This is a genomic window from Spirosoma sordidisoli, assembly GCF_004138325.1.
GTDB lineage: Bacteria > Bacteroidota > Bacteroidia > Cytophagales > Spirosomataceae > Spirosoma > Spirosoma sordidisoli.
Window position 1 is genome coordinate 532200 of sequence record NZ_SBLB01000006.1, and the last position, 21095, is coordinate 553294.

General features: G+C 56.6%; 16 protein-coding genes. 8 read left to right on the top strand and 8 right to left on the bottom strand.

What is annotated here, in order from left to right; translation table 11 throughout:
- From EQG79_RS22485 to EQG79_RS22495, 3 genes are all read left to right on the top strand, one after another.
- Positions 1 to 723, top strand: a complete 723-nt coding sequence (locus EQG79_RS22485) for a hypothetical protein (protein ID WP_129604244.1) — start codon at positions 1 to 3, stop codon at positions 721 to 723.
- Positions 724 to 938: 215 nt separating this feature from the next.
- Positions 939 to 1388, top strand: coding sequence for a hypothetical protein (locus tag EQG79_RS22490; protein WP_129604249.1), 450 nt, complete (start codon positions 939 to 941; stop codon positions 1386 to 1388).
- Positions 1385 to 2056 carry a hypothetical protein gene (locus EQG79_RS22495; RefSeq protein ID WP_129604256.1) on the top strand — a complete coding sequence of 224 codons (672 nt, stop codon included), beginning with the start codon at positions 1385 to 1387 and terminating at the stop codon, positions 2054 to 2056. The genes EQG79_RS22490 and EQG79_RS22495 overlap by 4 nt, the downstream gene beginning before the upstream one ends.
- A 416-nt stretch (positions 2057 to 2472) precedes the next feature.
- Here EQG79_RS22495 and EQG79_RS22500 read toward each other — a convergent pair whose 3' ends face one another.
- From EQG79_RS22500 to EQG79_RS22510, 3 genes are all read right to left on the bottom strand, one after another.
- Positions 2473 to 4353: a glycoside hydrolase family 127 protein gene (locus EQG79_RS22500; RefSeq protein WP_129604261.1), complete on the bottom strand. Its 1881-nt coding sequence runs from the start codon at positions 4351 to 4353 to the stop codon at positions 2473 to 2475.
- A 418-nt stretch (positions 4354 to 4771) separates the two neighbouring features.
- Complete coding sequence (locus EQG79_RS22505) at positions 4772 to 6652, bottom strand: monovalent cation:proton antiporter-2 (CPA2) family protein (RefSeq protein ID WP_129604267.1); 1881 nt, start codon at positions 6650 to 6652, stop codon at positions 4772 to 4774.
- Between the two features lie 27 nt (positions 6653 to 6679).
- The gene (locus tag EQG79_RS22510) at positions 6680 to 7288 is read right to left on the bottom strand and encodes an NAD(P)H-dependent oxidoreductase (protein ID WP_129604272.1); all 609 of its coding nucleotides are present in this window, start codon (positions 7286 to 7288) and stop codon (positions 6680 to 6682) included.
- 294 nt (positions 7289 to 7582) lie between these two features.
- Here EQG79_RS22510 and EQG79_RS22515 point away from each other — a divergent pair, with 294 nt between their 5' ends.
- Positions 7583 to 8725: a glycoside hydrolase family 18 protein gene (locus EQG79_RS22515; RefSeq protein WP_077921531.1), complete on the top strand. Its 1143-nt coding sequence runs from the start codon at positions 7583 to 7585 to the stop codon at positions 8723 to 8725.
- A 345-nt stretch (positions 8726 to 9070) separates the two neighbouring features.
- Positions 9071 to 10420, top strand: coding sequence for a PQQ-dependent sugar dehydrogenase (locus EQG79_RS22520; protein ID WP_129604279.1), 1350 nt, complete (start codon positions 9071 to 9073; stop codon positions 10418 to 10420).
- Between the two features lie 87 nt (positions 10421 to 10507).
- On the opposite strand, the gene EQG79_RS22525 is transcribed toward EQG79_RS22520, so the two are convergent.
- On the bottom strand, positions 10508 to 11548 hold the full coding sequence (locus EQG79_RS22525) for a sugar phosphate isomerase/epimerase family protein (RefSeq protein ID WP_129604285.1): 1041 nt from the start codon (positions 11546 to 11548) through the stop codon (positions 10508 to 10510).
- Positions 11549 to 11826: 278 nt separating this feature from the next.
- On the opposite strand from EQG79_RS22525, the gene EQG79_RS22530 reads away from it, so the two are divergent.
- Positions 11827 to 12708: a follicular epithelium yolk protein subunit gene (locus tag EQG79_RS22530; RefSeq protein WP_201723565.1), complete on the top strand. Its 882-nt coding sequence runs from the start codon at positions 11827 to 11829 to the stop codon at positions 12706 to 12708.
- A 677-nt stretch (positions 12709 to 13385) separates the two neighbouring features.
- Here EQG79_RS22530 and EQG79_RS22535 read toward each other — a convergent pair.
- The 4 genes from EQG79_RS22535 to EQG79_RS22545 form a co-directional block, all read right to left on the bottom strand.
- Positions 13386 to 14615, bottom strand: coding sequence for a carboxypeptidase-like regulatory domain-containing protein (locus EQG79_RS22535; protein WP_129604290.1), 1230 nt, complete (start codon positions 14613 to 14615; stop codon positions 13386 to 13388).
- 107 nt (positions 14616 to 14722) lie between these two features.
- Positions 14723 to 14893, bottom strand: a complete 171-nt coding sequence (locus EQG79_RS31110; RefSeq protein WP_161492758.1) for a hypothetical protein — start codon at positions 14891 to 14893, stop codon at positions 14723 to 14725.
- Positions 14894 to 14974: 81 nt separating this feature from the next.
- On the bottom strand, positions 14975 to 16189 hold the full coding sequence (locus tag EQG79_RS22540; RefSeq protein ID WP_129604297.1) for a zinc metalloprotease: 1215 nt from the start codon (positions 16187 to 16189) through the stop codon (positions 14975 to 14977).
- Positions 16102 to 18093 carry a prenyltransferase/squalene oxidase repeat-containing protein gene (locus tag EQG79_RS22545; protein WP_129604302.1) on the bottom strand — a complete coding sequence of 664 codons (1992 nt, stop codon included), beginning with the start codon at positions 18091 to 18093 and terminating at the stop codon, positions 16102 to 16104. Before EQG79_RS22545 ends, EQG79_RS22540 begins: the two co-directional genes overlap by 88 nt.
- 543 nt (positions 18094 to 18636) lie before the next feature.
- Here EQG79_RS22545 and coaE point away from each other — a divergent pair.
- Both coaE and EQG79_RS22555 read left to right on the top strand, forming a co-directional pair.
- Entirely contained in the window at positions 18637 to 19245 is a 609-nt protein-coding gene (gene coaE, locus EQG79_RS22550) for a dephospho-CoA kinase (RefSeq protein ID WP_077921537.1), read from the top strand.
- 110 nt (positions 19246 to 19355) lie between these two features.
- Positions 19356 to 21017 carry an amidase gene (locus EQG79_RS22555; RefSeq protein ID WP_129604306.1) on the top strand — a complete coding sequence of 554 codons (1662 nt, stop codon included), beginning with the start codon at positions 19356 to 19358 and terminating at the stop codon, positions 21015 to 21017.
- Positions 21018 to 21095: the final 78 nt, after the last annotated feature.

Here is a 21095-nt window from a genome sequence, read left to right on the forward strand (position 1 = left end):
ATGGAGACTGTTGAAGAAATATTAATCCAGTATCAGACAATACTCAGCCTCGAGAACGATGGCTTTGTCATGTATGAGTTTAATATTACGCATCTAAATTATTATTTGACATCAGAGAAGACAAAGTCGGTTCTTGGTTTTGGTATCAATAAAGAATTCAGGGGAGGAGACGGGCCGAGCCTGGACTATGCGGTTCGCTATTCAGGATTCTCAGCAGGGGTGTATCATGAAGCAGTTGAAAACCTGTTAATTCCGTTAGTGGAAAAGCACTTGTCTATGAACTATGGTGAACTTAAGATCACTCACACGATTCCTTTTAACCTCACAACGGGCAATTTCTTAGCCGCTTGGGAAGCGATGAATACCTTTGCTGCTATTGACCTACGAAATAATCTTAGTACCCTCCAGGAGCTGGCGGAGATGTTTCGGAAACAAATAACTCTTCATATAGAACCTTTTTGGAGGCAATACGCAGATTTGCAGTTCATCAATAATGAGATTATTGACAAGGTCCATGACGACGATTTAGGCAACTACTTAGGCGGTATGGCTCCGTTCAAAAAGCTCATCATTATGAAGCTATGTAATAATGCTGGATACGATGGTTTCAGTGAAAGCTATCAAAGTAGGATAGCCAAGGCAGTAATTGAACAAGGCAGAGACGAGTATGTGCCATATCTAAATCTGGTAAACGAACTAATGGTTTCACTCGATTCAATTTAACCCGGCATGCAATACATCCTTCCTCATACCGCCCTTTCACTTGCCACTCTCCGATTATCGGCAAATGTTTTTTTTTAGAGGGGGAAAAAACCTAAAAGACGATGGCGATAAACTCTATGTCCTCGACAGTGGCGGTACCCTGCACATGTTCGAGCACGAGCGCTGATTCACCCTACAATCAATACCCTTAACACCCACCGTAACCCACAATCACCATGCACCGCCATTCCCCCACCACTAGCGTCGTCCTCACCGCAGCCCTGGGCCTGCTGGTGGCGCCCCTGCTGGCCCAGCCCATGAAACCCGCCGTCAGTACGGATATACCGCTCAACCCCTACAAACTGCCGCCCTTTCCGGTCGAGGTGCTGCACGTAAAGGCCCAGCCCGGCGGGGGCGTTATCTTCACCAGCTACATGCCTGTAGCCGGGCGTGTGCTGCCCCAGTCAGAGACGCCCAAGCCTAAGGGAGCCGAGTTCCCGTCTAACGCGGCTTACTTCAGCACCCAGAGCTACGATACCAACGGGCAGCTCACCGCCCAGCAGGGCGAGGTCTTCGGCCGGCAGAAAGCTGAAGCTCCTAATTCAGATTTCGCCGTCTTCGGCACTATCCCCACCGATGGCCCCCAGCGGCTCCGAACGCGGCCCGACCCTTCGGCGGAGACATGAGCCAGGTGCCGGTTCGCTTCCCCCAGGTGGCCCTGCCCGAGAAGTGGACCGCCATTCCCTATCTGGTCAGTTCGGGTCAGGGCTTCAACTACGCCAACTACCGCATGGCCATCGAGTACAACTACCTCCACACTCAGCTCGATGCCAATACGGGCCGCATTGTGCAGCAGGTAGAAACGGCCCGACCCCAGGCCGAGGCCAACATGCAGAAAATGGTTCGATACATTGCTCCGCAGCTGTTTAAGTCCGCACTCCCTATCGGTACGGACCGCCAGCGCTTCGAGGGCATGGCCTACCTCTACGACGGCAACGACCGGAACGCCGGACCGAAGAAGGTACAGTACCGCACCTACCATCTGTTGAGTTTTGACAACGCCGGCACCCTGCTGCGCGATGAACCCATCCAGTTCAGCTACAACCGGGAGCTGAGTTTCCGCATTCCCCTCTACGATGCCACGGGTAATACCATCGGCTCGTTCAACGTCTTTCCCGGTGCCGATGGCAAAAAGGCCGATATCGACCCCGACGACAGCCGCATGACCGTGGTCATCACCGACTCGCTCGGCAGCATCTGGTCGCAGTTCGACCGCGTCGGCGGACCGATGGAAGACCAACGGTACCAGTCGGCGGGCTGGGGCACCTCTGTACGCCCAGCGCGTGGGCGATAAGGTGTCGGTTTTTCTGATGAACCATCGGAGCGCCGACCGGCAAAAGTTTTTCAAGCCGGTTCATGAGAGCTGGACGTTTACCCGCTCGGGCAACAGTATTGGGTAAACTCGCACTTAACTGCCCCTGATATTTCGCCAGTAACCTGAGCAAAACTAAATTTTACCCGCTCCGCCAGGCGGTTATTTATTGAGTAAACGGGACAAGTTGCTCAGTAACAATACCGTTCTTTGTGCCACTATATTTATTATGGTGTGGATAGAAACGGAAAGCCCGGTTGTCATCGAAACGACCGGGCTTTTTATTGGCCATACCAGACAAAAGCTGATAGACAACACCTTAGTCGTATCCTGACGGTCAGGCAAACGGGCGCAGGTCGTACGGAGACTACGCCAGCGGGTGAATACAGTCCATACCCTCAGGGTAGTTTGGCGGTGTCGACCAGTTGCGGGAGCCAGACCCGGAACCGGGAACGCTCGTCGTAGGTATTACCGGCCGACGCATAGTCACAAAGGTGCAGTGAAACCGGCGGTATGGCCCGCTCCAGATGCGACTCGACCGCAAACCGGGCGGTGTACTGAACCCAGAACGCCGGATTTGGGCCGGTTACGGGCTCGAGGGCTATAAACCCGTCTTTACCCACCAGGGGGCTCAGCGGTTCGTCGATGCTGAGTTTGTCGAGCCGCGAATCCCGGGCCAGCACCAACGGCCCGCGCCTGATGGCAACGTGTTCGGCCAGGGGCCCCTGCCGCACCAGCCGACCCCGCATATCGAGTCCAAGGGTGATCACATCGGTGGAGCTCCAGCGTCGGCGGATGGTGGCATACTGACCGCTTTGTACGGCGTCTACGGGTTGTCCATTCACGAGCAGGGTCGTTTCGGCGCTCCAGGCAGGAACCCGAATCCGTACCGACAGCTCTTCGGCTTTGGGCAGGTCGAGGGTCAGGCGAACGGCGCCGGAATCGGGGTAGGTTGTCTGCTGCCGCACCGCGGCCTGCTGCCCGCCGGGTGTCAGGAATGAGTAGCGCCCCGGCACGAAGAAATTCACCGACGGCCCGTCGGCCCCGGTCATCACGACCGTAGCAGGCAGGGTGAACAGGCCCCGCGGTCCACTCGCCACGCAGCAGTTGAGATCCATCCCGCACTGCCCTTCGCCTTCCAGCCGCTGCCCCGCCAATGGCGAATACTTGGCCCAGTCGGCGCCGTCGGGCTGCATGGCTCCGAGCAGGGCGTTGTAATAGCTTTGCTCGATAGCATCGGCATAGCGGGCCTCGCCAGTCAGCCGCAACAGCTGCTGGCTGAGTTTGATCCAGGTAACGGTTACGCAGGTTTCCTGATAGTGCCGAACGGGTAGCGTCTGCAGGTTTTTACCCCCGAACCAGACTTCGATGCTGGCTCCTGACCCGGCTACGTTGATTTCCGTATCGCGAATATTTTCCCAGGTTTTCTCGACCGCGTTCCGGTAGGTCTGGTTGCCCGTCAGGCGGTAAAGCTCCAGCAGCCCTTCGTAGCACGACATCATCTCATAGGCCTTCTGCCCCTGCTCCCACCCGAAGGGGGAGGCCGGTTTAGGAAAGCGCCGGGCCACATCCTGACCCGCTTTGCTGATCAGCTGCGGACCATCGGGTGTTTCCCACTGCCGAACGATTTCCTGCGCAAAGTTGAGATAGCGTTTGTCGCCGGTACGGATGTACAGCTGGGTGATGGGTTCCAGCACCGAACTGGCCGCCATGCCGCGGTGATTCCCTTTTTTCACCAGCAGCACGTTTTTTTCGGCCAGCTCCCGCATGAGGTGATCGGCTAGTTGGCGGGTGGCCTGCAGGCTGCGGGCGTCTTTGGTGAGGTCGTAGTAAGCCAGCAAACCCAGCATACAGTATTTCCGGCCCCAGATGTCCCACTGTTCGAGGTGTTTGTCGGGGGCGTAGTTGCCGATATAGCCGTCGGGGGTCTGGGTGGCCAGCAGCCCGGCTACGGCTTTGTCCAGCACGGCTTTCAGGCGGGGTTCCGGACGGTATCGATACGCCTGTACGGCCGAGGTGAACCACTTCCCCCAGAACTCACTCTGCCATTTGCTGACTTCGGTACGGCTCCGAAACGGCGCGATCAGATGATCGACGTCCTGCCCCAGAATCCGGTGTTCATACGACGCATCCAGCCGACGGCCCAGGTAGCCTTCCACCCAAACCGCATCAGCCCACCTAAGTTGATCGACCACGACCGGACTCACCCGCGGCTGCGCCGATCCGGCACGACTGCCAACGATCAGCCCCAACACCAGCACCCACAAAGACAAACGCATAGCAAACAGTATAAGACAACCAACGAGACCAGTCCCTACGTCAAAAGCGCCCGGTACCATCAGCCTACTTTACGAGTATACCACTACGTTCACCAGAGGACGCACCCCCACTTCACCGTGGTCCGTGTCCGCACCGGGACGCGCCCCTACCTACACCGTGGTCCGTGTCCGCACGGACCACACAGGCGTCAGCAAAACCATCCGGACAGATGGTCCGTGAGGACACGGACCATGGTGGAGTGAACAACACGCCGATCTTTACCATGGTCCGTGTCCGCACCGGGACGCGCAGTCGGACCACCTATGCGTCAGCAAAACCATCCGGACAGATGGTCCGTGCGGACACGGACCATGGTGAAACGCAAGGACGCGCAGTCCCCGCCTTGGTCCGTGTGGTTATGCCGAAACCCGGCCGGGTTCAGGAATTTTTGTTGGCGTCGGCAATGAGGCTTTCTTCGCCCCAGCCCTCATCGATACGCAGGTCGGGCGCACTCCGGTCGGCCTGGATGACCCGCTCCAGCTCTTCCATCGACTCGCGGGCCGCGCTGACGTACTCGTCTTCGTTGCGGATGGCCGAGAGTCGTTTTAAGGTCCGCTCGTCGTGCGTAAAAAACGTTCTGGCGGCCCGTGTGGCTTCGTGTGCGCGGTAGCCGAGCAGCGTAAGCGCATCGACACCCAGCCGCAGACTCGTATCGAGCGTTTCGCGGTAGATGTGTAGCATACCGGCGTTCATCAGGTCGTACGCATCGTAGCGGTTGGTAGACCGGACCAGGATGTGCAGATCGGGGAAATGTTTCTTGATCGTTTCGACCAGTTCGAGCCGTTTTTCGGGGTCGTTGATAGCAATGACAATGATCTTGGCTTTGCCCGCGCCCGCTATTTCCAGCAGGTCGTGTCGGCTCGCATCGCCGTAATAGACCTTGAAGCCCATCCGGCGCAGCCAGTCCACGTTGTCGCTGTCGATGTCGAGAACAGTAGTACCTACGTTGTTGGCCTGTAGAAACCGGCCTATCGTGTTGCCAAAGTGGCCGTAGCCCGCAATGATGACCGGGTTATCGCCGTCCTCCACGTCGCTCTCGCGGGTGTCGGCTTCCTGAACGCCCAGTCGGGGCAGCAGCAGCTTCTCGTTCAGGAGCATGACCAGGGGCGTAAAGGCCATGCTGATGGCCACCACCGCCGTCATGATATCCGTCAGCTCTTTTGGCAGTATTCCCTCCTGGGTCGTAAAGCTGAACAGCACGAACGCAAACTCACCCACCTGACACAGGCCGAAGCTGAAGATCAGATTCTGGTCGGTCGAGAGGGTAAACGCCTTGCCGATGCCCAGCAGCACCACCAGCTTGCAGACCATCACCCCCACAACCAGACCAAGGATCAGCACCGGATTGGCCATAATCAGGTCGAAGTCGATGGAGGCCCCGACGGCAATGAAAAACAACCCCAGCAAAAGCCCTTTGAAGGGATCGATATCGCTCTCCAGCTCATGGCGGTACTCGCTGTTGGCCAGCACCACCCCCGCCAGAAACGTACCCAGCGCCGGACTCAGGCCGACTACCGTCATCAGCACCGCAATACTCACCACCAGCAGCAGGGCCGTGGCCGTGAACAACTCCCGCATATTGGTTTTGGCCACAATCCGAAACAGCGGGGGCGTCAGGTAGCGCCCCACGATAATAACGGCCGCTACGGCACTCAGCACCGCGATCGGCTGCGCCCAGGCGGGCAGGGCATCGAGCGGGGTAGCGCTCCCGTGAGCACCGCCTTCGGTACCGGTGGCGGGTGCTGTGGCCAGCAGCGGAAACAAAGCCAGCATCGGAATGACGGCAATGTCCTGAAACAGCAGCACGGCAAACGAGCCCTGACCGGCCGCCGTCTGCATCAGTCCTTTTTCGTTGAGCGATTGCAGCACAATAGCCGTCGACGACATCGACAGGATCATACCCAGCACCAGCGCCTGCTTCAGGTCGACCCCGGCCAGTACAGCCAGTCCCGTCACCACCGCCGACGTACCGGCAATCTGTATACCACCCATACCCAGAATCGCCTTGCGTAGTCGCCACAGGCGCGAAGGCTCCAGTTCGAGCCCGATCACGAACAGCATCATGACCACCCCGAATTCGGCGAAGTGCATGATATCGGTGCCTTCCTGCCCAATGAACTGCAGGCAGGCGGGCCCAATGAGCACCCCGGCCAGCAGATAGCCCAGCACCGAACCCAACCCTATTTTTTTGGCAATAGGGACCATGACAACCGCTGCGGCCAGATAGACCATAGCCTGAAAGAAGAAGCTTTCCTGCATACAGAACGAGAGTAAATGAGTGGCGTATTATATAGGCTGGCGGCTCAGATCGGCCAGCAGATCATTCATATACTGTACCTGCCCGTAGGCCTCGGGCGTGATACGCTCGTCGGCCAGGGCCGAGATCATCAGCCGGAACTCCTCGCTGTAGGCCAGCAGCTGCTCGTCAGAAATCCGGTGCGTCTGGTGAATAACGAAGGGCGGCAGGTAGCTCATGTTACAGCGAACGGCCGTCTGATCGAACGGATACAGCAACTGGTTGATCGTATAGCGGTTAAAGCCCGTAGCGCTGTAGGCTTCCCGGCTCCCTCCGCACGAAATGACATTCATCATTTTTTTCCCTACCAGCGCCCGGCCCTGCGAGCCGTAAGCCCAGTTGTGTTCCAGCACCAGGTCGAACCACTGCTTGATAATGGCCGGGCTGCTATACCAGTAAAACGGGTGCTGGAGAACAATAATGTCGTGGTTCAGCAGCAGCCGCTGCTCCCGGTCCACGTCGATATACAGGTCGGGATATCGTTCGTACAAGTCATTGATAGTGACATTATTCAGATTGGAACAATGGCGGATCAGGGCGGCATGCACCCTGGATTTGCTCAGGACCGGATGGGCAAACTGGATTAACACTCGTGCCATACTGTCAAACGCTACATAGAGGATCTGTTGGCTACACAACCCGAGCCCGCTTCAGATAATTCATCTGCCCGCCCGACAAGCGCAACCGGGCGGCTCTCCCGATCAGCAGCCGCTCAGCAGATACTGGCTTCTGACGTAGGCGCGGACCAGGCTCCTGGCCAGCGAATTATAGCCCTCCCATTCAGGAATTTAAAGCCAGCGCCGAAAACAACCGGCGCCGGAATAGCTATTATTAAAATTTTTTAGAAACTATTTGTACCTTATGGACGCAAACGACATATCGTATAAACCTCCATGAAAAACTCGCTTCTTGTTCTGGCGCTGCTCGTCCTGTGCCGCATCGGGTACGCCCAGTCTTCGTCCGGTAAATCATACGTGATCATCGGGTATGTAACCGATCAGGGCTGGACCAAAGAGCAGATCAACCCGAACAAACTGACCCACATCAATTACGCCTTTGCCGTACCGGCCCAGAACGGCGAACTGGCCCCCCTGACCGCCCGCGACTCGGCTAATCTGGCAGCCCTCACCTCGCTGCGCGCCATCAACAAAGACCTTAAAATTCTGATTTCCATCGGCGGCTGGGGCGGTTGTAAATACTTTTCCGATGTGGCTCTGACCGACCAGGCGCGCCAGAAATTCACGAACAGTGCCGTATCCCTGCTCCGCAAACACAAGCTCGACGGGATCGACATCGACTGGGAATACCCGGCACAGGTTGGGGCCAACAACATTTATCGGCCAGACGATAAACAAACCTATACCCTGCTCCTGAAAGCCCTGCGCGATGGGCTCGACCAGCAGGGCCAGCGGGATCAGCGCACGGGCGCGAACCACTACCTGCTGACTACTGCTACCGGCGTCGATACGGCTTTTGTAAACCATACCGAGTTGGGCAAGGCCCAGCAATACCTCGACTACGTCAACATTATGACCTATGACATCTACCACGGCAATGACAAAGTAACGGGCCACCACAGTAACCTTTACCAGTCGAAAAAAGGGAACCAGTCGCGCAACAGCAGCGCCGACGGGGTAGAGGGTCACATCCGGGCGGGGGTGCCGGCCAGCAAAATTGTGCTGGGCATCCCGTTCTACGGGCGGGGCTGGGCCAACGTAGTCAACAAGGACAACGGCCTGTACCAGCCCTCAACCGGTAAGCATTCGTTTATCAGCTACGACAAGCTGGTGGCGGATTACATCAACAAGAACGGGTTTGTTCGCTACTGGGACAAAGAGGCCATGGCGCCCTACCTCTGGAATCCGACCACCCACGAGTTTGTTTCCTACGCCGACGAAGCGTCGTTTGTCCCCAAGATAGAGTACGTCAAGACGAAGGGGCTGGCCGGGGTTATGTTCTGGGAATACCTCTACGACCTTCAGCAGGACAAGCTGCTCAATACCCTCACCGACGGGTTTATGGGGAAAGCAAAGTAGCCAACAACCAGCAGAAACCTCTGTCAAACAGGGTCTTACGCCCTGGTAGTACCCGTTCGTACAATCACTATACCGACAGCCCGCGCTTTATGGCAAAGCGCGGGCTGTCGGCGTTAATTCCGGTCGATCGAGCACCATAACCAACCGTTTGGACCACCGGGCAAAACAGATGAGGCCGGATATGTTCGCGCTGCGATCTTCGTTCTTTATACCGGTTTGTCCGGGCGTTGACTTTGTCGACTGCGCCGGTTTCAGGTGACGGAAAGGCTTCGTTACCGTACTTACTTATAGAATAGCTTCCTTTCAGTCCGCTCTGTCAATCGCAGTTTTTCGTTTTACCCATCCATGCGTTTTCTCGTTTTGCTATGGCTAACGACTCTGCTGACGCCGGTAGCCGCTCAGACACCGGTTATTCAGCTTACACCCTACGCTACGGGCCTTTTTCATCCGGTCGATCTGGCCGCTATCAACGCCAGTACATTTTTGGTAGGCCAGGCCAACGGCCAGGTCCGGCTGATCAGCAACGGCACCCTGAACCCAACCCCCTATCTCGACATTGGCAATCTGGTGCAGGATCTGGAATACAACGGCATTTTCGGCATTTGTCTCCACCCCGACTATGCCAGCAACGGCTATCTGTATGTTCAGTATTTCCGAAAGTCCGATAAAGCAGGGGTGGTGGCCCGTTACACCCGCCATGCCACCGACCCCAACCGGGCCGATCCGGCATCGGCGCTGATTATCCTGACCATTCCCTATCCGGGCGAAGGACACCGGTCCGGGCGAATGGCCTTCGGCCCCGACGGCTACCTTTACATCACCACCGGCGATTCGGAGCGGGGCGACCGGGGCTCGATCGGCGACCCGAACGGCTACGCGCAGAACCTGCAGAGCCCCTTCGGCAAACTGCTGCGTATCGATGTCAACAGCGGCTTGCCCTACGCCATTCCGCCCACCAACCCCTACGCCAGCCCGACCGATGGCGTGCCTGACGCTCTCTACGCCCTCGGACTGCGAAACCCCTGGCGGTGGAGCTTCGACCGGCTTACCGGCGACCTCTGGATTGCCGATGTGGGGCAGGACGGCTGGGATGAGCTCAACTTCATGCCCGCCGGCGCTTCCGCTCCGCAGAACTACGGCTGGCGGTGTTACGAAGGGTCGCATCCCTACATCAGCACCGGCTGTACCAATACGGCTTCGTTCGTAACGCCCCTGCTCGATTACCCCGCCTACAACAACAACGGCAACAGGACCGCATCCATCACGGGTGGTTTTGTGTACCGGGGCAGCCGATACCCGTCGCTCTACGGCTGGTACGTTTACGGCGACTGGTCGCAGGGAACCATCTGGACGCTGCGCCGGAACGCAGCTACCGGCACCTACCAGAACGTGACCCAGGCGGCTACCGTAGCGAACCTGGTTTCGTTCGGCGAGGGCACCGATGGGGAGTTATACATACTCTCCTTCCAGTCGGGCACGATCTATCAAATCGGAACGGATGCCATCAGAAGCGTACAGTCCGGCAACTGGCACGACCCCGCCACCTGGGACTGTGCCTGCGTCCCTACGGCCAGTCGTGATGTGATCATTGCCAGTACCCACCGGGTCACGGTAGCGCAGGCAGCCCCGCTCCGGTCGCTGGTGCTGCAGGGCGCCCTGGCCTTTGTCGCTGGGGGCGTACTGACCTATCCTTAAGTGGTTGTTTGGGAAGGGTTGATAAGACGGTAAAGCCACGCAGGCACCGCATTTTACACCCCCCAGCCCCCTAAAGACAGGCTGGCGCTAGCTCAGTATATTCCGGCAGAACTCGACGCATTTTTTCACCTCCGTCACCGAGTTCGACCCGGCCGGAATCTGATATTCCAGCTCAACCGTGGCCGGGAAGGTGTATTTCTGCTCGCGCATCAGTTTCAGCACATCGGTGAGGGGGGTGTCGCCCTGGCCCCACGGCAGATTGCCTTTGCCGTGCGCCGGGGTTTGCCGGTCTTTGATGTGCATACTGGCAATGCGGTCGTGTTTCTGCCGGATCAGGCCCAGCGGGTCGGGCTGACCAGCGGCCAGGTAGTGACCCAGGTCGAAATTCATCGCATTTCCCGGCGACTGCGCCAGGGCGGTGTCCCAGAACGTAGGCGTTTGCTGTTCGTGACCGTGGTATCCCACGCGTATCCCGTGTTTCTGGGCCATCTGCCCCAGCTTAAGCGTATGCGCATCGTTGGCCGGGTGTTCGAGGGTAACCTGATTGGCACCCAGTGCTTTGGCCGCCCGCATGCCATAGTCGATCTCGCCATCGCTGCTCTGCATCCCGAACGCATCGGGCTTGAAGCCGTAAATGGTTACCCCCGCCTGTTTATACATCTTCCGCAGCTGCTCGAATTTGGCCATTGGTGCCGACAGGCGCCACTTGGCCATCTCGGCCCGGTAGGCCTTCATCTGGCTTTCGGCTTCGGCCAGCGTCTTCTGCTCGTCGTCGGTAAGCGGCTGGCTTTCGCGACGCTTCCGCATCAGGGGGAACACCGATCGCATGTCGACCGAGTTTTTCGGCGCGCCGACGAACGACTCGGCCGGGCCGCCCATCAGTTCGATAGCGCTGATGCCCGAGTCGAGTACGTATTTGAGCGTAGCCTCGGCGCTCTGATCGGGCATTTCCCGAAACGAGTAAGTAATCACCCCAATCTGCACCCCACCCATCATGGAGTTAGGTTTATCGCCCAGGCTCCGGATGAGGGCAGGGGCTCCGAACAATTTACTGCTTCCTATCACCGCTCCCGAAACGAGAGTGGCAGTTGTGCCCAGAAAGGCTCGGCGTGTTTGATGCGTTTTCATGATAAGGGTTCCTGGTTTAGTAATCGGTTTGCCGCTAAAAGGCCGGTCCTATGATGCACATACTTTCACGACCCCGCCCGAGCCTTTTACTTGCGTAACAACAGCCGTCCGAACAGCCTATGTGTCCCAATACACGAACAGCCACGACGGGGGTATACATGGCAGAACAGTAATCTATCCGTTCAATAGATCTTATTGACAATAAGTTTACAATAATTAATATTTGTACATAATATATTACTTTTTGAATTTTTCTTAAACCTCTAATTAACCAAATCATGGCAGCAGGAATTAACATTGGTATTACAGCGGGGCTGGAAAACCAAAACCCACAGGTCAGTGCATCGGGTACAATTATGCACATCATCACCGATGCCGAACGGGCTCAGTTCGGTATTACCGACGGACCGTTGAAGCAGGCGGTGGCGGCCTATTTTGGCCAGGCTCCCGACGATGCTTTTCTGCACAGCCCTACCCCCTGGGGCGACCTGTATGCCACCTACGGATGGCCTCAGGTGCAAACGGTGCTGTCGGTGCTCAACGCCCAGATACTGGGCATCACCTCGCAACCCGTCATTGTCGGGACGCAGGAGTTCAGCAACCACAGTAGTGTTCGGGGTAGCTTTACGGTAGGCGTTTCGCAGTCGGTGACCGACACGGTAGAAACCAACTGGTCGAACACCTACGGCTTTGAAGTAGGCCAATCGATCAGCTACGGGATCAACATTCTGGGGGCGCAGGCCGAAGGCGAAACGTCGTTCTCGTTCAATGCTTCGTTCGGGCAGGGCGGCTCTGAGAGCAGTTCGACCACCATGGGCAACGAGCAGGCCGTTACGGTCGAGCTGGACCCCGGCCAGAGCGTCATTGCCCAGCTGTCGGCCAGTAAAGGGTCGATGCAGGTGCAGGTACAGTATCAGGTATCGCTCACCGGCGTTACGGCCGTGAACTACGGCGGCACCTTCAAGGGGCATCACTTCTGGGCCTTACCGATCAACAACGTGATGCAGGCTGCCAATTTGCAGACTACCTACCAGATAACCGAGACGATAGAAATCGGTTTCTTTACCAACGGTAAAATTGAGCTGGTAGACCCGTCTACGAAGCATGTTCTCGAGACGCTTGACCTGACTACGCAGTCGGCCGACCTGGTAGCTGCCTGAGCCAGCACCGGTGCGCTTTCTCCTTGGGAGAGACATGACCAGTCGGTCAGCACCCAGCGCGTCTGAACTGTTGTTCAGACGCGCTTTTCTGTTGCCGGTCTACCGTAAGTAATGAACCCCCTTTCCACTAATCCACCAGTTTCCAGCCATCCGGCCTCATAAAAAGCCCTTATGGCAGGGGCGGCCTGTAAAAGAGAAGTTCAGCTATCTGTTTTTCCTTACGGGTTTGTCAGGCTGATGGCATAGCCCTACCTCACCCTGTTTACCAAACCCGGATCAGCTCCGGTAAAGACATTCAGCCCCTTGCGTTACAAGTACTCCGCAAAGCACTAAGCCGGCAGGCTACCAGACCTCCGGTAGCAGCATTAGCCAGCGTTCATTTTTGAGCAGGGGCAGCAGCAGGCTCAGTCAACAGCATCAGCAGTATCGAAGCCTGGAACGACTACCGTTGGCCGGGTATACTGAACGTGCCCAATTCGTTGCAGGCTCCGGCGGCCACCGGCATTCGCCCCCTCGGGCTGATGTACCCCGAAACGGAGTAGCAGACCAACAATACCGAAGCCGCCAAACGGGGGGATGACGACATCAGCACCAGCCGTGTCTGGTGGGACAATCCGTAAGCAGGCCGGGCTGGTGACGAGACAGGTTTTTTCTTCACCATCCTGCTACACTGATGGTTACAGATCGTCGAACGTCATTGTACCCATAACCCCCTGTTGTTCGAACGCGTTGATGATGTTTTCTTCCAGCGGGGTACGGCGCACAGCTGCGTTGGCCCGCCAGAAAGCAGGGTTGTATGTAACCCGTTGAATGGCTTTCAGGTCTTCAACATGAATATCGACCCGTTTAAAAGCCGATCGGGCTACCGTGGCGGTATTGCTCAGGTCATTCATCAGCAAAAATCCCTGAATACGGTTGGTGCGGGTCTGGCCGGTGGCTTTGACGAGTTGCTCGAAGGTTACCCCTACCCGGATGGCATTCATGAAGTTACCGCCCTCCCGCTTCACATAGTCGACCGCTAGCGTATATACAAAGTTGCGGGTCTGCACCTTGTCGGTGTTCATGGCCGCGCCCAGGCTGTTGGGTATCGTTCCCTCCAGCTTTACCAGGTCGTGGGTAGTCATGTTGATGAACACCTTACCGCTAAAGGCCGGGTTGGCGTACCCCTCGCGCACCTGGCAGTCCAGTTCCGCAATTGATTCGCCGTTGGGCTGAATCAGCACATCGGCCACCCGCACGTCGTACAGATCAACAACGTCGGCCCGCATCGGAAGCAGCACCCGACCGGCCGAGGGGGCTCCTTCACTCACCGCCTTCTGACCCAGGATCAGGTACGAAAAGTTGGAGAAGTGGTAATACATTTTTTGCGCGTCGGAGGGTAGCCGGGCATAACGGGCGTTGGCAATCTGCACCCCTTCTACTTTGACTGGCGAGAGTTTTACGTTGTAGATCACCTCCTGAATTTCGGTGGGTTGTTCGCCATTCCTGGTCAGTTGCCGATAAAAGGCTTTGCCATAGGCCAGCTGCTGGCTGGCCTGTATCTTCGCTACGGCCTGCCGTATCAGTACATAGCCCGCATTGCTTACGGTTACGGCCGCCAGCTGATGAACAGCGGGCTTTAGCTGAATACGTTGGTGATCAGCCGGTGCTGCGACCGTAATGGTATCAGTCTGAAAACTGACGTGCGAAACGATCAGCTGCGCCGGTACCGGTCCGGCGGGCAGCTCGAAGTCGCCGTTCTCATTACTCAGCGTACCCTGCCCGGTAGCAGGCCAGTACAGGGTGGCAAAAGGAATGGGTTGCTGACTGCTCTGGTCCAGCACCGCTCCCCGGATCGTTTGTCCGGCTGTTGAGGTACTGATCAGACCCAACAGCACCAGCAGGCCATAAACCGCATGTTTCATCATAGTTCTGGTACAAAGAGGAGCAGCCAGTTACGGCTGCTCCTCTGTTCTTTTCGAATTCATGTGCCCTGCCCGTAGTGACCGCAGCAGGACAGGGGCCAATCTATGCCCTAGAACGTAACGGTAGCCGTTCCTTTTATGGTGGTTCCGTCAGGACCATCTTCTACCGATCCTGACAGGGACCAGGCATTTTCGAGCCGCTCTTCCAGCTCTTCAACCTGAAACATAGCAACTACCATTTCGTTTTCTGACTGGGCATTGAGTTGGTCAACAGTTTTCATAAGAACAAGGAATTGAAAGAGTTATGGGAGCGGTTCGGTTGCCGGCTGCTACTGCCCCCGTTGAGCAGCAGCCGGATTTCGTCAGGACAGGCGCAACGCGCGGACTACCATTGTATCGCGCAGGTTGAGCTGTCTGATTCGCAGAAAAGCAAATCGAATGAGCAGGATGTAGAACAGGAGTACGGTCAGGTACTTGCGGCTGATATCCGTCCAGGCAAGCTGACCATCCATGGCTTTGTTGAACAGATGCCAGACGATGGCCGGAAAATGCAGCACCGTTTCCCGATGTACGATGAACGTATAGAGCATGATACTTACCCAGAGCAGCGTATTGAGCAAGGCATAGGCAAACAGGCCCGTGTGCCGCAGGGGCGTCTGCCGCAGGGTTAGCAGCGGGCGCGTCACAAACGCTTTCAGGGCCGGCCATCGGGTACCGCGCTGAAACGTGTCATTGGCTTTTTGCAGCAGGTTGGGGGTATTGGTCAGGTCAGACAGCACCCAGTAGCCATCGAACCGAACAAAGGGATTGAACTGCCAGGCAACCATAGTCACCACCGTCAGCGCCACGGCCAGATAGGTTTCGTTTCCCGTTAGCCAATAAACCAGGGCCAGGATCGAGGCATAGAGTACTTCGTTGAACACCCCCGCCAGATTGGCAATGATCCGCCGGGATCGGTTGGCCAGCCAGATTTCTGTTATGTCGGCATACATAACCGGCATGATAAAGTAAAACCCGAATCCTACCCCCCCATGTTTCAGACCACAACGGGCACAGGCACCAATGTGGCCCAGCTCATGAACGATCATGGTGGCATAGAGCAGCCCCAGATACAATCCGTAATTGGTTTTGGCCAGCACATGGTCCGGAGCCGCCACCAGATAAACAACCGGCACCACCGAGGCACAGATCAGAAAAGCGATCCAGAACACGGCGGGGTCGTATAGCCACTGAAACGGCTTCGACAGCGCATGCACCAGCCAGGCAGGCATAAACTCTACTTTCAGCTTCAGGTAATTACCGGTCAGAACCGGCCTGGTGGGCACCTCGTCGTTGACCAGCACATTGTACCCGCCCAGCGATTTGGCCAGCACCGCTTTAAACTGCTCCAGGTCCAGGTTAAGCCCAAACTGGTCGTCAAAAGCCTGTTTAGCCTCGCTCAGACCGGGCGCAGTAGCCAGGATGTTATATAGCCTGAAGGTGGCTTCGTTTACGAGGAAGTTACGCCCTTCGGCAGAGTGGATAACCCAGTTACTTTTATCGAATTCATGGATGCTGGTTCCGGGTGTAATGAGCATGATGGTTCGGTATTGAGGACCACAAAACGGCGTAACGCATTAAGTACAGTACTGGTGGTAAATACACGGGCATGATCGTCGACCAGTGTGTTGACGCCGAATGAGCTGTGGCGCCAGTGCGACACCGTGGCCGGATCGCGTACGTTCGTGGCGGGTATTCGTAAAATTCGTCCCGTTTGCCAGCTGCCATCGGCCATCTGGTTGTTCATCAGCCACTGTGCGGCCCCGTCTATGCTGGCCCGGTAGGCAAGTGGATCGGTAGCCAGCAGGGCTTTGAGGGCAATAGCGGTATAAAAAGCGTTGGGTTGCCCATCGGCAGGGTTGTTCCAGTACCCATCGGACTCCTGCTGCCGGGCAATTTGTTGTGCTACCTGACAACCGTACGACCGGTAAGCCCCGGACCCGGCGAAAGCCAGCGCCGAAAATGAGAGTGCATACACGTTACTGGTCCACCAATAGGCTTGCAGGCCCGTGCTGGCCAGCCGCGTAGCCAGGTACCGGCAGGTTGCGTTGTATACCGCTGGCAGGTCGGGCAGATCGGACAGGATATAGGCCGCTGCGGCTGTTACGCAATCATGATCAGCAAACCAACCCGCCACACTTGTCTGCGCATCCAGATCCAGGCGCTGCCGGAGTTGTATTTCATCGAGGTAGGTGGTCCAGCCACCCCGCTCGCTGGTGAACGCCAGCCAGTTTTGTCGGAGTTCGGCCGGTACCGTTCCGGTCAATCGCTGGTGTAAACCCACCAGAAAATTCGTAGAATCGCCATCCTGCAGGATGGTATCGTTAAAAGAACCCGTTGTCGATAGATGTCGGAGGGTCTTATCTAACAACGGGGAATCAATACCACAGTCGGCCAGCATGAAGGCGACATAAGCAGAGATCCACGTATCCCCCGCTCCTGCACTGGTCATAAAATCTGTCCAGCCGGTGTTGGTTCGGTTCGCCATCAGATAACCCAGGGCCGCCTGTAGTGACTCATCCGCCCCGGAACGCGGCCGACGAAAGTGACTCTGAGTCGCTTTCAGCCGGGCTTTCTGAACCAGCAGACGCACTTCGTCACCGAAGAGTCGGGCCAGGCTCCTTTGTTTATGCAGATAGGCCGACAAATCGATAAGCTGAAGCCGATCGGCAATCCCGATAGCGGCCTGGTAGTGAGCCATGGCTTTACCAATCAGGTCGCTGGCCACCCCCGACAGATACAACTGTTTATGCAGCACATTGTGGTCGGAGCTGGTCCCTGGCCTACCGGCCAGCCGCTCATGAACCAACTGCTGGGCGAAGGTCCACTGCTGTTGCTCCATGTCGGTTTTGAAGTCGGAAATATCGTCCAGGTACTGAAAGGCAATATGAATGTGGCGCAGGCACGTTTCGAGGGGTCCGCTACCAGCCTGGCCGCCGTTCAGGGTCGATAAAGCCAGTAGCGCAGCGTAACAGACAGCCGACTTACCAGCAGCCAGCTGCTCATAGGTCTGTTCGGAAAAAGGCTGTCGGGTGTGAGAAACCTGTTTTTCGGCCAGTACCGCTTGCTCGTATTCATGTTTGTACCCAGCGAACTGTGGCCAGAACGGCGAACTCGTTGGAAACAGCGCAGCCAGTTCACGGATGGCCGCTTCATGAAGCTCGAACGTATACTTGAGCTGAGTAAGCTGTGCCAGTTTATCCTTATGGGCCGATGTATCGATTATATCATCAAACTCCAGCAGGAAGCGGAAATATAGATAACCCGCAAAAGAAACCTGCTCTTTCTGTTCGTTGGCAATACGTTCGAAAAGCGGGAGCAGGTAATCGATTAGATTTAAGTAAAAAATGTGCTTCTGCTGAGTTTTCTCCCTAGACAGAAGGGCTTTGGTACGTGTATCAACGGGTAGTGCCTCAATGCGTTCGGTAAAGTTTTTCCTCATTACCTAATCAGTTAAGATGCAACGTAATACTAACCACAAGTTACTAAATGAATCTATATCGACCCAGCCGCCTAAATAAATACCATATTCGGCGTATCTAAAGAGTGTTAGGTAAAATACTTGGCAATTATCGTATTTCCAAGAACACCTTATATTCTCAATTACTACCGATACGCTTACGTATTACTCCCTAATCTACTGAAAGACCAACCAATTACGCCTTTATGAAAAAACAAGCCAACTTCTACATCCTTACTAGACACTCACTCCAGAAATTAGTTATCTAAATTTAATTTCTCGAAGAGTATCATCAGATCCTGAGATGTTAAATATATGTTTCTATATATCATTTGTAACCGGTAATTTATTGAACGGATAGTCACCTATGGGTGCGCAAAAAGAAAGCCAGGCACTTTCATGGGTACTCATCTTTTCAGCCATTCATCGACCACGCCGACGAATTCAACCGCAAGACCGATGCGTTTTTCCGATCGGAATACTCAATTTTGTGCCATTTAGCCACCGAAAACAGGTCTCAGGCTTATGAAACACCCTCTTCAGATTGGCGTAACCGGCGGCATTGGCTCCGGCAAGAGTATGGTTTGTCGGGTATTCAAAGCCCTGGGTGTTCCGGTATACGAAGCCGACGAACGGGCCAAATGGCTTACCGAACACGATCCCATCCTGAAAGCCGATATCAGTCGGGTGCTGGGCCCGCTGGCTTACGACACACAGGGGCGTTACAATCGGGCCTGGGTGGCCACGCAGGTGTTTGCCGATCCGGCGCGGCTGGCTCAGTTGAACGCCGTCATTCACCCGCGGGTGCTGTCCGATACGGTGGCCTGGGTTGGTCAGCACGCCAGCCAGCCGTACGTGATCAAGGAAGCCGCCCTGATGCGGGCCGCGGGCGATGGTAATTCGCTCGATAAGGTAATTGTGGTCCAGGCTCCGGTAGCCGTACGGATCGAGCGGGTCCGCCAGCGCGACCCGCACCGCTCCGACGACGAGATTCAGCACATCATCCGTCGGCAGATCAGCGACGACGAACGGCGACAACTGGCCGACTATGTACTCGATAACGACGAGAGCCGGTTACTGCTCCCCCAGATTCTGTCGTTACACGCGGTTTTTTCGGCCCAATCAGCGGTTTAACCACTTTGCCGGCGTAAGTTGAGGAATATTGCCCCCTGCCTTCCGGCTTAAACAGATCGTTTACCCCAACCAGACAACACCGCATTATACACCAGCCTACCGGTACACTGATGAAACAAACGCTACGTATTGCCGCTGCCTGCGCGGGCAGCTTCCTGCTGGGCGCCTTCGTGATGGCCCCCGATGAACCCCGAAAACCGATCACCGCTGAGATGGCCGACATAGCCAGTCGGCTGTTTGGCCTCGATTTCACGGCAGCGGAGCGCGACTCCATGCTGGCTAACCTCAACGACCAGCGTGCCGATTATGACGCGCTCCGCAAGGTTGATCTGCCCAATGAGGTAGCACCGGCGCTGTATTTCAACCCCCAGCCAACGGGCTTCAAACTACCCACCGGTCCGTCGTCGTTCAGTGCATCGCCCGCCGGTAAGCTTACACTGAACCGTAACGATCTCCCCTACTATACCATCGGCCAGTTGGGCTACCTGCTGCGGACCAGGCAGATGACGTCGGTCGAGATGACCACCTTTTTCATCGAGCGGCTCAAAAAATACAACCCAACGCTGTTCTGCGCCATCACCATCACCGAAGACCTGGCTCTTCAGCAGGCCCGTCGGGCCGATGAGGAGATTCGGCGCAACCGGTTTCGGGGGCCGCTACACGGTATTCCGTACGGGGTAAAAGATCTGCTCGCCAAACGGGGGTATAGAACGACCTGGGGCTCGGTACCGTATAAAGACCAGACCATCAACACCGACGCTACGGTAATCCGGAAGCTCGAAGAAGCAGGTGCCGTTCTCTGCGCCAAGATGGCCGTGGGTGAGCTCGCCTGGGGCGACGTGTGGTTCGGCGGTATGTCGCGCAATCCGTGGAAGCCGGAAACGGGGTCGAGTGGTTCGTCGGCGGGGTCGGCGTCCTCGGTATCGGCGGGTTTGTTCCCCTTCGCGATCGGCACCGAAACGCTGGGTTCCATCGTGTCGCCTTCCACGGTCTGCGGGACAACGGGCCTGCGCCCAACGTTTGGCCGGGTTAGTCGGTACGGAGCCATGGCACTGAGCTGGAGCATGGACAAGATCGGCCCCATTGCGCGAACGGTTGAAGACTGCGCGCTGGTATTCAATGCCATCTACGGCCCCGACGCCAACGACCCGACCGTGGTGACGGCTCCGTTCCGCTATGCGCCCCTGGCCTCGCTACAGGGCGTTCGGATCGGCTACGTGCGTAAAGCCTTTGCCAGCAACTACCCCAACCGCGCCAACGACTCACTCACGCTGGCGACCCTGCGCCAGCTGAAGGCAGAGCTGGTTCCTATCGATCTGCCCGACGACGTGCCCCCCGGCCGGATTTCGTTTGTACTGGGCGCAGAGGCAGCCGCGGCCTTCGATGAGCTGACGCGTTCGGGTCGTGATGACCAGATGGTCCGGCAGGTTAAAAACGCCTGGCCCAACGAGTTCCGGTCGTCGCGGTTCATTCCGGCGGTCGAGTACATACAGGCCAACCGGGCTCGTACCAAACTCATCAACGATATGGCCAGCGTTCTCAAAAACGCCCGGGTCGACGTGTATATAGCGCCCACCTACGCAGGCGGCAACCTGACACTGACCAACCTGACGGGCCATCCGTGTGTGGTACTTCCCAACGGGTTCACCAAACAGAACCTGCCAACCAGCATCACCTTTATGGGCCAGTTGTACGAAGAAGGCAAGCTGCTGGCCGTTGCCAAAGCCTACCAGGACGCCACCGCCTGGCACAAAAAGCACCCGTTCCTGTAGAGACGCGATCGGACCGGCGCCCCGGCCTTCGCGTCTCCTTCGCGTCAGCCATTCCTGTAGAGACGCGAGGGCCGGGGC